16 protein-coding genes are annotated in these 15,460 nt (G+C 70.3%); 12 read left to right on the forward strand and 4 right to left on the reverse strand.

The window, feature by feature from the left end:
- The first annotated feature begins 18 nt into the window (after nt 1-18).
- Nucleotides 19-1,653, forward strand: coding sequence for a bifunctional uroporphyrinogen-III C-methyltransferase/uroporphyrinogen-III synthase (locus JOF40_RS08570; protein ID WP_129185483.1), 1,635 nt, complete (start codon nt 19-21; stop codon nt 1,651-1,653).
- Nucleotides 1,654-1,655: 2 nt separating this feature from the next.
- A complete protein-coding gene (hemB, locus tag JOF40_RS08575; RefSeq protein ID WP_129185484.1) occupies nt 1,656-2,633 on the forward strand; it encodes a porphobilinogen synthase in 978 nt (325 codons plus the stop codon).
- A 72-nt stretch (nt 2,634-2,705) separates the two neighbouring features.
- On the opposite strand, the gene JOF40_RS08580 is transcribed toward hemB, so the two are convergent.
- Nucleotides 2,706-3,929: a lytic transglycosylase domain-containing protein gene (locus JOF40_RS08580; protein ID WP_129185485.1), complete on the reverse strand. Its 1,224-nt coding sequence runs from the start codon at nt 3,927-3,929 to the stop codon at nt 2,706-2,708.
- A gap of 182 nt (nt 3,930-4,111) precedes the next feature.
- On the opposite strand from JOF40_RS08580, the gene hemL reads away from it, so the two are divergent.
- Genes hemL through ccsB form a run of 6 tightly spaced genes read left to right on the forward strand, consistent with a single transcriptional unit; the run spans nt 4,112 to nt 9,944 of the window.
- On the forward strand, nt 4,112-5,428 hold the full coding sequence (hemL, locus tag JOF40_RS08585) for a glutamate-1-semialdehyde 2,1-aminomutase (protein WP_129185486.1): 1,317 nt from the start codon (nt 4,112-4,114) through the stop codon (nt 5,426-5,428).
- Between the two features lie 42 nt (nt 5,429-5,470).
- Nucleotides 5,471-6,121 carry a histidine phosphatase family protein gene (locus JOF40_RS08590; protein WP_129185487.1) on the forward strand — a complete coding sequence of 217 codons (651 nt, stop codon included), beginning with the start codon at nt 5,471-5,473 and terminating at the stop codon, nt 6,119-6,121.
- A gap of 4 nt (nt 6,122-6,125) precedes the next feature.
- Entirely contained in the window at nt 6,126-6,704 is a 579-nt protein-coding gene (locus tag JOF40_RS19980; protein WP_129185488.1) for a TlpA family protein disulfide reductase, read from the forward strand.
- Entirely contained in the window at nt 6,701-7,453 is a 753-nt protein-coding gene (locus tag JOF40_RS08600) for a cytochrome c biogenesis CcdA family protein (RefSeq protein WP_129185489.1), read from the forward strand. The genes JOF40_RS19980 and JOF40_RS08600 overlap by 4 nt, the downstream gene beginning before the upstream one ends.
- Nucleotides 7,450-9,012, forward strand: a complete 1,563-nt coding sequence (resB, locus tag JOF40_RS08605) for a cytochrome c biogenesis protein ResB (protein WP_129185490.1) — start codon at nt 7,450-7,452, stop codon at nt 9,010-9,012. The genes JOF40_RS08600 and resB overlap by 4 nt, the downstream gene beginning before the upstream one ends.
- A complete protein-coding gene (gene ccsB / locus JOF40_RS08610) occupies nt 9,009-9,944 on the forward strand; it encodes a c-type cytochrome biogenesis protein CcsB (RefSeq protein WP_129185491.1) in 936 nt (311 codons plus the stop codon). Before resB ends, ccsB begins: the two co-directional genes overlap by 4 nt.
- Nucleotides 9,945-10,044: 100 nt before the next feature.
- On the opposite strand, the gene JOF40_RS08615 is transcribed toward ccsB, so the two are convergent.
- On the reverse strand, nt 10,045-11,031 hold the full coding sequence (locus tag JOF40_RS08615; RefSeq protein WP_129185492.1) for a type IV toxin-antitoxin system AbiEi family antitoxin domain-containing protein: 987 nt from the start codon (nt 11,029-11,031) through the stop codon (nt 10,045-10,047).
- A gap of 186 nt (nt 11,032-11,217) precedes the next feature.
- On the opposite strand from JOF40_RS08615, the gene JOF40_RS08620 reads away from it, so the two are divergent.
- Together JOF40_RS08620 and JOF40_RS08625 are read left to right on the forward strand one after the other, a co-directional pair.
- Nucleotides 11,218-12,120 (forward strand): ABC transporter ATP-binding protein, encoded by a 903-nt coding sequence (locus tag JOF40_RS08620; RefSeq protein ID WP_129185493.1) that lies wholly within the window; start codon nt 11,218-11,220, stop codon nt 12,118-12,120.
- Nucleotides 12,117-13,190: an ABC transporter permease gene (locus tag JOF40_RS08625; RefSeq protein ID WP_209674467.1), complete on the forward strand. Its 1,074-nt coding sequence runs from the start codon at nt 12,117-12,119 to the stop codon at nt 13,188-13,190. Before JOF40_RS08620 ends, JOF40_RS08625 begins: the two co-directional genes overlap by 4 nt.
- Before the next feature lie 9 nt (nt 13,191-13,199).
- Here the strand turns inward: JOF40_RS08625 and JOF40_RS08630 are convergent, their stop codons facing one another.
- The gene (locus tag JOF40_RS08630) at nt 13,200-13,475 is read right to left on the reverse strand and encodes a PLD nuclease N-terminal domain-containing protein (RefSeq protein ID WP_129185494.1); all 276 of its coding nucleotides are present in this window, start codon (nt 13,473-13,475) and stop codon (nt 13,200-13,202) included.
- Nucleotides 13,476-13,543: 68 nt separating this feature from the next.
- On the opposite strand from JOF40_RS08630, the gene JOF40_RS08635 reads away from it, so the two are divergent.
- Entirely contained in the window at nt 13,544-13,810 is a 267-nt protein-coding gene (locus JOF40_RS08635) for a DUF4229 domain-containing protein (protein WP_129185495.1), read from the forward strand.
- Nucleotides 13,791-14,876 carry an L-cysteine desulfhydrase Cds1 gene (gene cds1, locus JOF40_RS08640; protein ID WP_129185496.1) on the forward strand — a complete coding sequence of 362 codons (1,086 nt, stop codon included), beginning with the start codon at nt 13,791-13,793 and terminating at the stop codon, nt 14,874-14,876. The genes JOF40_RS08635 and cds1 overlap by 20 nt, the downstream gene beginning before the upstream one ends.
- Nucleotides 14,877-14,962: 86 nt before the next feature.
- Here the strand turns inward: cds1 and JOF40_RS08645 are convergent, their stop codons facing one another.
- Nucleotides 14,963-15,460 (reverse strand): metallophosphoesterase family protein, encoded by a 498-nt coding sequence (locus tag JOF40_RS08645; RefSeq protein ID WP_246152916.1) that lies wholly within the window; start codon nt 15,458-15,460, stop codon nt 14,963-14,965.

Here is a 15,460-nt window from a genome sequence, read left to right on the forward strand (position 1 = left end):
ACCGAGAAAAGGACCACAGTGACCATCACCACTGCGACTCGAGAAGCCGCGACACCCGATGCACCGACCCCGAGCGCGCGCAAGGCCCCCCGCGGCCACGTGAGCTTCGTCGGTGCCGGTCCGGGTGACGCGAGCCTGCTGACGGTACGAGCAGCCGAGCTGCTCGCCCAGGCCGACGTCGTCATCACCGAGCTGCCCGAGCAGGCTGCCCTCGTCACCAACGGTGCCGAGATCGTCGACGGCGGCATCGGCGAGGACGGTGAGCAGCTGACCCACGCGGCTCGTGGCCGTCTCGTCGTCAGGCACGCCAAGACCGGCGTCCACGTCGTGCGCCTGATCGCGGGAGACCCGTTCACGTACGCGACCGGGCCCGAGGAGGCCGCGGCCTGCAGCAAGGCCGGCATCGGCTTCGAGATCGTCCCCGGCATCTCCTCGATCTCCGCGGTCCCGGCCTACGCCGGCGTGCCGCTGACCAACCGGACGCACCGCGAGTACTCGGTCGTGAGCGTCGGCGACTCGAGCATCACCTGGGCCGACCACGTCAACGAGGACACCCTCGTGCTGCTGTCGGCCGTCGCCCGCATCGGCGAGGTCGCCAGCGGCCTGATCGACGCGGGTCGCAAGCCCGACACCCCGGTCGCGATGACCCGGGTCGGCACGACGACCGAGCAGACCACCGTCGTCTCGACGCTCGCCGAGATCGCGTCCGACGCGAAGGCCGCCGGCATGACGGCCCCGGCCATCACGGTCGTCGGCGAGGTCGTCACGATGCGCGAGGCGCTGTCGTGGTTCGAGACCAAGCCGCTCTACGGCTGGCGCATCCTGGTGCCCCGCACCAAGGAGCAGTCGGCCGGTCTGGCGTCGCGCCTGCGCGGCTTCGGCGCGATCTCCGAGGAGGTGCCGACCATCTCGGTCGAGCCGCCCCGCAACCCGCAGCAGATGGACAAGGCTGTCCGCGGCCTCGTCGAGGGCCGTTACGAGTGGGTCGCGTTCACGAGCGTCAACGCCGTCAAGGCCGTGCGCGAGAAGTTCGAGGAGTACGGGCTCGACGCTCGTGCCTTCTCGGGCCTCAAGATCGCCGCGGTCGGCGACAAGACCGCCGAGGCCATCGCGACGTGGGGCATCCGCGCCGACCTGATCCCGTCGGGCGAGCAGTCCGCCCGCGGCCTGCTCGACGACTGGCCGCCGTACGACGACCTGCTCGACCCCATCAACCGGGTGTTCCTGCCGCGCGCCGACATCGCCACCGAGACGCTCGTGGCGGGCCTGATCGACCTCGGGTGGGAGGTCGACGACGTCACGGCCTACCGCACCGTCCGGGCCGCCCCGCCGCCGGCGCCGACGCGTGAGGCGATCAAGACCGGCAAGTTCGACGCGGTCATGTTCACCTCGTCGTCCACGGTGCGCAACCTCGTCGGCATCGCCGGCAAGCCGCACACGTCGACGATCATCGCGTGCATCGGTCCCGCGACGGCCAAGACCGCCGAGGAGCACGGCCTGCGCGTCGACGTCGTCGCCGACTCGCCGTCGGTCGACGTGCTGGCCGACTCGCTCGCCGAGTTCGGCACCGCGCGTCGTCTCGGCTTCGTCGAGGCCGGCGAGCCCGTGACCAAGCCGTCGCAGAAGCGCCCCTCGGCGCGTCGGAAGGCCTGACCTTGTCGTTCCCGTCCGACCGTCCTCGTCGCCTGCGCTCGTCGCCGGCGATGAGGCGGTTGGTCGCGGAGACGCACGTCCAGCCGTCGCAGCTCGTGCTGCCGATGTTCGTGGCCGAGGGACGCACCGAGGTGCGCCCCATCGCGAGCATGCCGGGCGTCGTCCAGCACACCCGCGACAGTGCGCGACGTGTCTACGCCGAGGCGGCCGAGCTGGGCCTGGGTGGCGTCATGCTGTTCGGCCTGCCTGAGCGCAAGGACGCTGTCGGCTCGGGCGCGCTCGACCCCGACGGCATCCTCAACGTCGCGCTGGCCGACGCCCGGGCCGAGGTCGGCGACGACCTGCTGGTCATGGCCGATCTGTGCCTCGACGAGTTCACCGACCACGGCCACTGCGGCGTGCTCGACTCGCGGGGCCGGGTCGACAACGACGCCACGGTCGAGATCTACGCGCAGATGGGCGTCGTGCAGGCCGAGGCAGGTGCCCACGTCGTCGGCCCCAGCGGCATGATGGACGGCCAGGTCGGCGCGATCCGGGCGGCGCTCGACGACGCCGGCCACGACGAGACGGTCATCCTGGCTTATGCGGCCAAGTACTCCTCGGCGTTCTACGGGCCGTTCCGCGAGGCGGTCGACTCCTCGCTGCAGGGAGATCGCAAGACGTACCAGCAGGATCCGGCCAATGGCCGCGAGGCGATCCGCGAGACGCTCCTCGACATCGAGGAGGGGGCCGACATCGTCATGGTCAAGCCGGCGCTGTCGTACCTCGACCTCATCGCCGACGTGCGGGCTGCGGTCGACGTGCCGGTGGCTGCGTACAACATCTCCGGAGAACTGGCGATGGTCGAGGCCGCGGCAGCCAACGGCTGGATCGACCGCGATCGGGCGATCGACGAGATCATCATCTCGATCCGCCGGGCCGGCGCCGACATCGTGCTGACCTACTGGGCCGCCGAGCTGGCCACGCGACTGCGTCGCTGACGCCCCACGACGTGCGAAGGGCCCCTCTCCGGTGTGGAGGAGGGGCCCTTCATCATGTGCTGCGTGCTTGCGTCAGAAACCGTACGTGGCCATGCAGGCGGCGTACTTCTCCTTGGGGAGGCCGAACGGCACCTTGAACAGGCACTGGGTCTGCGCCTCCAGGTAGGAGAGCGCGTCGGTGACCGGCTTGGTGATCGGGGCCAGGGGCGTGTCCTTGACGCCGTCCTGGACGCCACCGCCGAGGGTCGGCGCCTTGGTCGTCGCCGTGGGCGACGGAGTGGCCGTGGGAGTCGACGGCTCGTCGAAGCTGTCTCCGCCGCCTGAACCGCCGGGCTTCGGCGTGCTGCCGCCGCCGGGGGGCGTGGTCGGGCCGGGCTTCGACGGCTTGTCGGTCTTGGTGCCCTCGGACGCCTTCTTCTCGGCGGCCTTCTGCGTCTTGGCAGCCTTGCTGCGCTGCTCGGGCGTCAAGGTCTGGTCGTAGGAGTTGGACGTCAGGATGGGTGAGGTCGAGATGCCGTTGGGCGACTGCGTGAAGTCGCCGCTCGCGTAGGCCGCGGAGATCTGCAGGACCAGGTCGACGTAGGCGTCGGAGTTGTTGTAGCGCTTGACCGCGACGGCCGCGTCCTTGGGATCGGACAGATCGCCCTCGCCGGCGCACAGGTAGATACCGGCCGACGTGGCCGCATCGTTGATGCTCTGCGGGTTCTTGCTGCCGTCGTTGTCGGAGTCGACCCCGACCGAGGCCCAGGTGCCCGGGATGAACTGCATGGGACCGACCGCCAAGTCGTAGACCGAGTTCTTGTCGAGCGCGCCGCTGTCGGTGTCGCGGATCTCGGCGCGGCCGTCGTTGCCGTCAAGGGGCACGCCGTAGATGCCGGGCTGGGCGATGCCCGTGGTGTCGAGCGCGTTGCCGTTGGTGCGTCCGTGGTTGGACTCGACCCGGCCGATCGCTGCGACCAGGTTCCAGGGCAGGTTGCAGGCCTCGTCGGCCTTGCCGAGCAGCGTCTCCGCGCGGCGGTAGGCCGCGAGCGCGGCGGTCGGGATGCCATTGGTCGACAGCGTGGCGACGGTGCCCGCGGCCCCGGCCTTCTGGTCGACACCGCCGGGAGCCTGCTGGACGCTGGCGGGCTGCTCGAACGCCGTCGCCGGGACGTCGGGGATCTCGCTGTCGGAGATGCCGTCAGAGGCGTTCGCGAGGCCGGAGTTGCCGAGAGCGGCTCCCCAGGCACCGACCAGCACAGCCATCGGTACCAGTGCGCTGGCCTTCTGCCAACGCGTGAGCTTGTGTGCTCCCATGTCATACCCTCCCAGATCGACACTGCGTGCACGCCAGGTGCGTCAACCGAGTTTACAGGCCGCCCCGGTGGGTGGCCAGTCGGTGGTGGCGTGGACCACATCGTCAACGACACCCGAGTGTCGCAGGTTACGGTCCGCGACGCCGCCGTCCGCCGGTTTCGGTCCCGGGAGACAATGAGCGGGTGACTTCTTCCTCCGCCTCGCAGCAGCTGTTCGAGCGTGCACTCGCCGTCTCGCCGGGTGGCGTCAACTCGCCCGTCCGGGCCTTCCGGGCCGTCGGCGGCACGCCGATCTTCATGGCATCGGGCCAGGGTGCCTGGCTGACCGACGTCGACGGGCGCCGCTACGTCGACCTCGTCGGGTCGTGGGGTCCGATGCTGCTGGGCCACGCCCACCCCGAGGTCATCGCCGCGGTGGGTGCCGCGGCCTCCCGGGGCACGTCGTTCGGCACGCCCAGCGAGCCCGAGGTACTGCTCGCCGAGGAGATCGTCGATCGCACGTCTGCCGAGATGGTGCGCATGGTGTCGTCGGGCACCGAGGCGACGATGTCGGCCATTCGTCTGGCCCGCGGGTTCACGGGGCGCGACAAGATCGTCAAGTTCGCCGGCTGCTACCACGGCCACGTCGACGCGCTGCTCGCCGAGGCTGGTTCGGGCGTCGTGACCCTCGGCCTGCCCGAGACGCCGGGGGTGCCGGCGCACGTCACGGCCGACACGATCGTCCTGCCCTACAACGACCGCGCCGCCGTCGAGGCCGCCTTCGCCCAGCACGGCGACCAGATCGCGTGCATCATCACCGAGGCGGCGGCCGGCAACATGGGCGTCGTCCCGCCCGAGCCGGGCTTCAACGAGTTCTTGTCGCAGACCTGCGCCGCCCATGGCGCGCTGTTCGTCAGCGACGAGGTCATGACGGGCTTCCGGGTGACCCGGTCGGGTCACTGGGGACTCGACGGCCAGGTCGAGGGCTGGGCCCCCGACCTCGTCACGTACGGCAAGGTCATGGGCGGTGGCTTCCCGGCCGCGGCGTTCGGCGGACGCCGCGACGTCATGGAGCAGCTCGCCCCGTCCGGGCCCGTCTACCAGGCCGGGACGCTGTCGGGCAACCCGATCGCCACGACGGCCGGCCTCACCACGCTGCGTCTGGCCGACGCCGAGGCCTACGCGCGCCTCGACGCGGCGTCGCAGCAGCTGCGGGGGCTCGTCGCCGATGCACTGACCGGAGCGGGCGTCGTCCACACCCTGCAGAACGCCGGCAACATGTTCAGCGTCTTCTGGGGCACCGACCAGCCCGTCACCGACTTCGCGGGAGCACAGGCGCAGGAGGCCTGGCGCTACAAGCCGTTCTTCCACGCGATGCTCGACGCCGGCGTCTACCTGCCACCGAGCGCCTTCGAGTGCTGGTTCGTCTCGGCGGCCCATGACGACCAGGCACTCTCTAGAATCGCGGAGGCGTTGCCTGCCGCCGCGCGCGCCGCAGCCCAGGCCACGCCCGCGAACTGAACCGGTCCGACCGACCGTCACCGTCCGAGAAGAAGAGGCAGCATGTCCGAACGAACCATCGTGCACCTGATGCGCCACGGCGAGGTCCACAACCCCGAGGGCGTCCTGTACGGCCGGCTCCCGAAGTTCGTGCTGTCCGACCTGGGCCACCAGATGGCCGCCCGGGTCGCCGAGCACCTGTCGAAGAACGAGATCGTCCACATGGTCGCCTCGCCGCTCGAGCGCGCGCAGCAGACCGCCGAGCCGCTGTCGACGCTGCTCGAGGTGCCGATCGTCACCGACGAGCGCGTCATCGAGGCCGACAACCTGTTCGAGGGCAAGACCGTCGGCGTCGGCAACGGCGCGTTCACCAACCCCCGCAACTGGTGGATGCTGCGCAACCCCCTGCGGCCGTCGTGGGGCGAGCCCTACAAGGAGATCGCGGCCCGCATGCAGTCGGCCGTGCAGGACGCCCGTGAGGCGGCGCGCGGTCACGAGGCCGTCATCGTGTCGCACCAGCTGCCCGTCTGGATCGCCCGTCGGGCCTTCGAGCAGAAGAGCTTCGTGCACGACCCGCGCAAGCGTCAGTGCACCCTCGCGAGTCTGACGAGCCTGACCTTCGACGGTGACGAGTTCGTCGGCTTCACCTACAGCGAGCCCGCTGGCGACCTGCTGCCGGCATCGCTGCGCGGCGGGGTCGTCGGCGGCGCCTGACGTGGTGCGCGGCCGCACGCGCGTCGGCGCGGCGCTCGGAGTGCTCCTCCTCGTGCTCGTGGCGGGATGCAGCGGGGCCGGCAACCGCGGCACGACCAACGGCTTCGTGTCGGGCGACGGGTCCATCACCCGCGTCGACGCCGCCGACCGTGAGAAGGCGCCCGTGCTCACGGGCGAGGGTCTCGACGGACGTCCGCTGTCGACCGCCGACTTCGCCGGCAAGACCATCGTGGTCAACCTGTGGGGGCCCTGGTGCCCGCCCTGCCGCGCCGAGGCACCTGCCCTCGACCAGGTCGCCGAGCAGTACGCCGACAAGGACGTCCAGTTCGTCGGCATCCTGACGCGGACCAAGGACCCGACGACGGCCATCGCGTTCAACCGCAACAAGGGCATCACCTACCCGAGCTTCACCGACGAGGGCGGACAGCTCGAGCTCGGCTTCAACGACAGCCTGCCGAGCCTGGCGATCCCGACGACGTGGATCATCGACGCGAAGGGCCGCGTCGCGGCGCGCGTCCTCGACAAGGTCTCGGCATCGACACTGGCCAACCTGATCGACGACGTGCAGAAGAGCACGCCATGAGCGACTGGTTCCAGGACACGGTCTACTCCGGCAACCTGCTGCTCGCCGTCCCCGTCGCGGTGCTGGCGGGACTCATCTCGTTCTTCTCGCCCTGCGTCGTCCCGCTGCTGCCGGGATATCTGTCGTACGTCTCGGGCGTCGCGGCCCAGGACCTCGAGTCGGCGCGCCGCGGACGTGTGCTGCTCGGGGCTCTGCTCTTCGTGGCCGGGTTCTCGTCGGTCTTCGTCCTCGGTGGTGCGCTGTTCGGCTCGGTGGGGCTCGAGCTGCGGCGCTACCAGGACACGCTGTCGATCGTGACGGGCGTGCTCGTGATCGTCCTGGGCCTGGTCTTCATCGGGGCCGTCCCGCTGCTCCAGCGCGAGCGCCGCGTGCACGCCGTCCCGGCTGTTGGCTTGGCCATCGCCCCGGTGCTGGGCGTGTTCTTCGGAGTCGGCTGGACGCCGTGCATCGGCCCGACCCTCGCCGCGGTGCTGGGGCTGTCGTTCGCGACCGACGACGCGACCGCCGCACGCGGCGCGTTCCTGGCGCTGACCTATTGCCTGGGCCTCGGCATCCCGTTCGTGCTGGCCGCCCTCGGGTTCCGCCGCTTCATGGGCGCGCTGACGTGGTTCCGCCGCCACCAGCGGGCCGTCTCGGTCGCGGGCGGGGTCATGCTGATCGCGGTCGGCGTCCTGCTCGTGACCGGCGTCTGGAACGACCTGGTCGGTGAGATGCAGACCTGGGTCGTCGGATTCGAGGCTCCCGTATGAGCGACAACGCTGTCCCGGCGCTGGGCCGCCGCGAGTTCACGCGGTGGTTCTGGCGACAGCTGACGTCCATGCGCACGGCGCTGCTGCTGCTGCTCCTGCTCGCGATCGCCGCGGTGCCCGGATCGCTCTACCCGCAGCGCGGCGTCGACGCCCGTGCCGTCGAGACCTACTTCCTCGAGCACCCCCAGCTGGCCCCGGCGCTCGACAAGATCGGCATGTTCGCGGTCTACAGCTCGCCGTGGTTCAGCGCGATCTACCTGCTGCTCATGGTCTCGCTGGTGGGCTGCATCCTGCCCCGCTCGTTCGTCTACCTGCGGGCTGCGCGGGCCCGCCCGCCCAAGGCCCCGCGCAACTTCGCCCGCCTGCCGGCGTCCACGTCGTTCGAGACCGATCGGTCGCCCGACGAGGTCGTCGCCGCCGCCCGTCGAGCGCTCGGCCGGTCACGGGTCGACGTCGCCGACCGCGACGGCGTCCAGGAGGTCAGTGCCGAGCGTGGCTTCCTGCGCGAGGCCGGCAACCTGGTGTTCCACGTCAGCATCGTCGTGGTGCTGATCGGCGTCGCCGTCGGCACGCTGTACGGCTACCGCGGATCGGTCATCGTGACCGACGAGGGCGGGCAGTTCGGCAACAGCCTGCCGCAGTACGACGAGTTCAGCTCGGGAACGCTGTTCAACACCAGCGACCTGCCGCCGTTCGCGTTGACGCTCGACCAGGTGACCGCGCGGTTCCAGCCCTTCGGCAGTCCGCAGGCCGGTGCCCCCCGGGAGTTCCGGGCCCAGGGCACGTACACGGCCGATCCCGGCGACCAGTCCAAGCCGTTCGACATCACGGTCAACCACCCGCTGGCGATCGGCAGCACGTCGGTCTACCTGCTCGGCCAGGGCTACGCACCGGTCTTCAAGGTCACCGACGCCAACGGCGACGTCGTGTTCGACGACGCCGTGCCGTTCCTGCCGGCCGATCCGACCTACACGTCCAACGGCATCGTCAAGGTGACCGAGTCCAAGCCCGAGCAGCTGGGCTTCCAGGGTTTCTTCCTGCCCACTGCGGTGACGCAGGGCGGCAAGGAGCTGTCGACGTCGGCCCACCCCGCCGCGGCCAACCCGCTGGTGGGCCTCAACGTCTGGCACGGCGACCTCGGCCTCGACGACGGCACGCCCCAGTCGGTGTTCATCCTCGACAAGAGCAGGATGAAGCAGTACATGGACGGCGGCAAGCCCTTCCGGGTCAGTCTTCAGCCGGGTCAGACGGCCGACCTGCCCGACGGCGGGACGATCCAGTTCACCGAGCTGCGCCAGTTCGCGCGCTTCCAGATCGGATCGTCGCCGCTCGTCAGGGTGCCGCTGTTCGGCATCGTCGCCGGGCTGCTCGGACTGATGACGTCGCTCACGATCAAGCCGCGGCGCACGTGGATTCGTGCCCGTCGGGACGGCTCACGTACCGTGGTGGACGTCGCCGTGCTCGATCGTGTACCCCGGGACGACCTGCCCGCCGACCTGGATGACTTCCTCGAGCGGTTCAAGGACGCGCTCGGGGAGAAGACCGAGGAGACCGCATGACCCTGGAGAACCTCGCACAGATCTCCAACTACGCCGTCGCGTCGGCGACCGGCATTCTGGCGCTGGCTTTCGTGGCCTACGTCGCGCAGTGGGGCTTCGGGCGCAACCTGGCACCCGAGCGTGAGCTGGTCAACGCCGGCTCGGTCGACACACCGTCCGCCGGCACCGACCCCGTCGAGCGCAGCAACATGGCCGGTGGCATCGGCCTGTCGCTGACGACGCTGTCGGCGGTCGTGCTGACGGCCGGCCTCGTGACGCGTGGCCTCGCCGCCCAGCGCGTCCCGTGGGGCAACATGTACGAGTTCGGCTGCGCCGCGACGATGGCGGCGCTGATCGCCTACCTCGTGCTCGTGCGCGTCTGGGAGATCGACTGGGTCGGCCCGATCATCACGGGCTTCGGCACGGTCGTGCTGGGTGCTTCGGCGATGGTCTACGTGCCCGCCGGCCCGCTCGTGCCGGCGCTGCACTCGTACTGGCTCGTGATCCACGTGCTGGGAGCCATCATCTCGGGCTCGGCCTTCCTGGTCGGTGCGGCCGCGTCGGTGCTCTACCTCGTCAAGTCGCGGGCCGAGCGCACGACGCCCGAGGACGAGCGCAGGGGCCTGCTGTGGCGCATCCCGTCGTCGGCCAGGATCGACCAGGTGGCCTACCGCGTCCACGCCTTCGCCTTCCCGATCTGGACGTTCGCGGCGCTCATCGCCGGCCCGATCTGGGCGCAGTACGCCTGGGGACGCTACTGGGGCTGGGACCCCAAGGAGGTCTGGGCCTTCATCACCTGGGTCGTCTATGCCGGCTACCTGCACGCGCGGGCGACCGCGGGCTGGAAGGGCAAGGCCGCCGCGATCCTGGCGCTGATCGGCTTCGCGACGTTCGTCTTCAACTTCGTCGGCGTCAACCTGTTCGTCGGCGGCATGCACTCCTACGCCAAATAGGCGCAGGTGCCGGAATACCACGAGACCCTGGGATTCCGGCACGTACCAAGGTTTGCAACCCGCGGTGAGTGGCAGCTGGCCTTGGTAGGCCGGCGCGTGATCAGGCCAGTGGGATGGTCACGCGGCCTCGCGCGTAGAGCCGGTGGGACTGGTCCAGGTCGGACCGCACCCGCTGCGCCGTGCGACGACCCGCGGTACCCGCGAGGTCGTGCCAGCCCCACCGGCTCATGCCGACCGGATGACGTCGGATCAGGTCCTCACGACGCTTCTCGGCGTAGGCGATCTCCTGGGGCGTCCGAGCATCTCCGGCGATGCCGCCGAACTTGATCTTTCCGTCGAACTCGCCGACGTGGCAGAACTCGAGCCAGCCGAAGTCCGTCCTTCCGATCAATCGCCCGTCCTCGTCGTGGAACGCCACCTGCAGATCGGGCACCGGCAGGTTCTCCCGGCGGAACAGGACCCTGTATCGAGACTCCCCGGGCGACTCCGCGCGCTCATCGGCAAGGGTCAGGGCATAGCGGCCGGTCCGGGCCCCCGGCCACGAGCTGAACCGGGAGCTCATCGCGGCGAGCGTGTCGAGGTCGGCACGGGCGAGGTGGAGCCCGGAGTCGAGGGTCACGACCCCGGACTCGACCGATCCCGTCATCGCGACCTCGAGCATGGCCCTCGCGGGTGTCATGACGAGGACGCCGTCGACGGTCGTGATGTCGTCCTCGGTCACGACGGCGCCGACGTGGTGGGCGAGCCCGTGCTCCCGGCGGCCGGCCGAGCCGTCGAGGCGCGTGACGTGGATCGTGTCGAGGGGCATGCCGTAGGTCGCGATGCCGTGGACGGCGCACGCCGACTGGTGGCTGATGGCGACGGCAGGCCCGAGCTTGTCGGCGACGGACCGGATGTCGACCACGTGGCGCTCGTCAGGGGTGCGGCGGTCATCGTCGGCCGCGTAGACGTAGACGCCCCGCCGTCGTCGGCGGATCACGCCGGCCCGCACAGCGGCCCGGATGTCTCGGTCGTCGTGCCCCTGGCCGAGCAGGTCGGAGCGGGTGACGTAGCCGCGTCCGGCGGCGGGGACGGTGTCGAGGTTCATGGGTCGATCGTCGGCACGCGGACGTCCGGCGACCACCCGCCTGGACGCCCTTGTGGACGAGGCGGGCGGCCATCCGACCTGTGGACGTCGAGGTTCCCGAGGCGTCCTGTCACCTACCTCGGGTTGCAACCGGAGGTAGGTGCGGGAGTACCACGGTCTCGTGGTGTTCGGCGCTAGGGTCGGGCCATGGGAGCTGAGATCCGGGCCGAGGGGCTGGTCATGACCTACGGCGACGTCCGGGCTGTCGACGGTGTCAGCTTCACCGTCGCGCCGGGGGAGTTCTTCGGGCTCCTCGGCCCCAACGGGGCCGGCAAGACCACGACGCTCGAGATGATCGAAGGGCTCCGCAAGCCGCAGTCGGGCACCGTCCGCATCGGCGAGCACGAGCCCTGGCGACGTGAGCCCGAGCTGCAGCGGCGCATGGGCGTCCAGCTGCAGTCGTCGGCGTTCTTCGAACGGCTCACGGCACGCGAGCAGCTCGACACGTTCGGCTCGCTGTACGGCGTCCCGGCCGGACGCACCGACGAGATGCTCGAGCAGGTCGGACTCGTCGACAAGGCAGCCGTCCGCACCGAGGACCTCTCCGGTGGGCAGAAGCAGCGCCTCTCGATCGCCTGTGCGCTGATCCACGACCCCGACGTCGTGTTCCTCGACGAGCCGACCGCCGCCCTCGACCCGCAGGCGCGCCGCAACCTGTGGGACGTCCTGCGAACGATCAACGACTCGGGTCGCACGGTCGTGCTCACGACCCACTACATGGACGAGGCCGAGGTCCTGTGCGACCGCGTCGCGATCATGGACGCAGGCCGCGTCCTCGAGCTCGACACCCCGGCGGCGCTCGTGCGGGGGCTCGACGCGCCGGTGCGCATCACCCTGGCACCCGGGACGCTCTCGTTCGAGGCAGCGCGCAGCCTGGCCGGCAGTGATCCCGTCGAGGACGACAGCGCAGGACTCACGATCACGACACGGCGTCCGGCCGAGGTGCTCTCGGCGCTCGCGCAGCAGGACGCCCTGGCCGGGCTGAGCGTCCGCGGAGCATCCCTCGAGGACGTCTTCCTCGATCTCACCGGACGGGAGTACCGCGCATGACCGACACGAGGCCGAGACCGTTCGTCAGCCTGGCGCGCGCGATGCTGAAGGGCTTCTTCCGCGACAAGATGTCGTTGTTCTTCGCAGTGCTGTTCCCGCTGATGTTCCTCGTGCTGTTCGGTGGGCTGCTCACCGACCAGGGCGTGTCGAAGTCGGAGATCATCCAGGTCGGATCGGTGCCGGTGCTCGACGACGCCCCGCCGGCGGCCAGGAAGGCCTTCGCCGAGAGCCTCGAGATCACCCGGTCGTCCGACGAGGCCGATGCGGTCTCGCAGGTGCGCAAGGGTGACGCCGATGCCGTGATCAGCCAGAGCGGCGACACCGTCACGGTGCGCTACTCGCAGGCCGACCAGGTCAAGGCGGCCACGGTGCAGGGGACGTTCCAGGCCGTCATCCAGTCGGCCAACCTCGCCGAGTCGGGCCAGCCACCGCGCTTCTCGCTCGACACGAGCCAGGTCGAGGACGACTCGTTGACGACGATCCAGTTCGTGACTCCGGGGCTGCTGGGCTGGGCCGTGGCGATGAGCGCGACGTTCGGGGCCGCGTCCAACCTCGTCGTCTGGCGCAAGAACGGCCTGCTGCGCCGACTGCGACTCGCCCCCGTGAGGACGCAGTCGGTCGTCCTCGCACGGGTGGCCGTCAGCCTCACGATCGCCGGCGTCCAGACCGCGATCTTCCTGGCGCTGGGCATGGTGGCCTTCGGACTCCGACTCAGCGGCTCGTGGCCCCTCATCATCCCGCTGCTGCTGTGCGGCACGCTCGCGTTCATGTCGATCGGCCTGCTGGCCGGCTCCGTGGCCAAGACCGAGGAGGGGGCGATCGGCATGGCCAATTTCGTGGTGCTGCCGATGGCGTTCCTGTCGGGCTCCTTCTTCCCGCTCGACGGGGCCCCCGGGTGGGTGCGCGCAGTGGGTCAGGCGCTGCCGCTCAAGCACCTCAACGACGGGATGCTCGACACCATGGTGCGAGGCGAGGGGCCCTCGTCAGCGGTGTTGCCGATCGTGATCCTGCTGGGATTCGCGGTGGTCATGACCGCGATCGCGAGCCGCCTGTTCCGCTGGGACGGCTGAGCGGTCGCCTCAGAGACCCCGCAGGTAGTCGGGGTCGTCGTCGGGGCCACGGGGTGCCGGGGGAGGAGTCCATCCGCCTCCGGTGCTTCCGGGGCGGGGCGGCGCGGAGGGCCTGGCGTGGCCGACGAACAGCCACAGCAGGGGCCCGACGAACGGGACGAGGACGATCACGAACCACGCGATCTTGGGCAGCAGCTTGACCTGGGGCCGGGGCGTGGCGATCAGGTCGAAGATCGCGTAGACGACCAGCACGACGCCGAGCACGAGGACCAGAGCCTTTCCCATTCCCCCACCGTAGCCAGCGCCTGCAACCGGACGCCCTGCGCGTGGGGGCGACCGTTTAGGCTGGCGGCATGAAGGCTTTCTGGACCTACACGCTCGCCCGCCTGGGTGTCTTCGCGGTGTGCTTCGTGATCGTCTGGGGCCTGTCGCAGATCTGGCTGGAGTCGACCGCGGTCCTCAACATCTGGGTGCTGCTGATCTCCCTGGTCATCTCGTCGGTCATCTCGGTGTTCCTCCTCGCGGGGCTCCGCGACAAGCTCGCGCTCAACGTCCACGAGCGGGCCACCCGCATGACGGAGCGCATCGAGGAGTCCCGCCGTGCCGAAGACGTCGACTGAGAGCCGGGCCTGGATCGCCGAGGCGATCCGCCGCGTCGACGCCGACGCCAACCGCAGCGCCGACACGCACCTGCACGTCCTGCCGATCCCAGTGCCGGGCATCGACCTCTACCTCAAGGACGAGTCGGTGCACCCCACCGGCAGCCTCAAGCACCGTCTGGCGCGTTCGCTGTTCCTGTACGCCCTCTGCAACGGCTGGATCGGTCCCGGCTCGACGGTCATCGAGGCGTCGAGCGGGTCGACGGCCGTCAGCGAGGCCTACTTCGCGCGCCTGATCGGGCTGCCCTTCGTGGCGGTCATGCCGGCGTCGACGAGTCGCGAGAAGATCGCGCTGATCGAGTTCTACGGGGGGCGCTGTCACCTGGTCGACGATCCGGGGACGGTCTACGACGTCGCCCGCGACCTGGCCGACGAGTCGGGCGGCCACTACATGGACCAGTTCACGTACGCCGAGCGCGCCACCGACTGGCGGGGCAACAACAACATCGCGGAGTCGATCTTCGACCAGATGTCGGCCGAGCCGCACCCGTGCCCGACGTGGATCGTGGTCAGCGCCGGCACGGGTGGCACGTCCGCGACGATCGGACGGTTCGTGCGCTACCGCCGCTTCGACACCCGCATCGCGGTCGCCGACCCCGAGAACTCGGCCTTCTACGGCGGCTGGGAGTCCGACCGGTCCGACGTCACGACCGGCAGCCCGTCCCGCATCGAGGGCATCGGACGCATGCGCGTCGAGCCGTCGTTCGTGGGCGGTGTCATCGACGACATGGTCAAGGTGCCCGACGCCGCGTCGATCGCGACGATGCGATGGGTCTCGGGCATCCTCGGACGTCCCGTGGGCGGATCGACCGGCACCAACGTGTGGGCGTCCCTGACCCTGATCGGCGACATGCGCGACGCCGGCGAGGAGGGCAGCGTCGTCACGCTGCTGTGCGACGGCGGCGAGCGCTACCTGCAGACCTACTACGACGACGAGTGGCTGGCGGGCCGGGGCATCGACATCGCGCCGTACGCCGCCGCGCTCGAGCAGTTCGGTGCCACCGGGGTGCTCCCGGACGTCGGCTGAATCCCACGAGACCGTGGTGTTCTGGCACGTACCTCGGGTTGCAACCCTGGGTAGGTGCTCGAATCCCACGAGACCGTGGGATTCCGTCACGGGGTGACGGGGATGATGTCGGCCGAGACGAGCACGCCATCGTCGATCACGAGCAGTCCCAGCGTGCCGTGGGGCTGTCGGCGCTTGTCGGTCGGCGACCCGGGGTTGAACAACCGCTGACCGTCCTGCTCGGTGTCCCACGGGATGTGGGAGTGCCCGAACACGACGAGATCGGCGTCGGGGAACCGGCGGCGCATCCGCGCGGCCCGGCCGTCCTTCGACCCGGAGTCGTGGATCATCGCGATGGACAGCCCGTCGAGGTCGAGCTCGAGCGTCTCGGGCGCGCCCCACGCGACGACGTCCGGCCCGTCGTTGTTGCCCGCGACGACGTGCACGGGCGCGAGCTGGGCCAGCTCGTCGAGCACCGAGGGCTGGCATACGTCGCCGGCGTGCAGGATGACGTGGACGTCCGCGAGCCGGGCGGCCACCGCGGGCGGCGTGGCCTTCCAGAAGCGTGGGGCATGGGTGTCGGCGACGACCCCGACGCGCAGCAC

It is taken from the genome of Aeromicrobium fastidiosum, assembly GCF_017876595.1.
GTDB classification, from domain to species: Bacteria; Actinomycetota; Actinomycetes; order Propionibacteriales; family Nocardioidaceae; genus Aeromicrobium; species Aeromicrobium fastidiosum.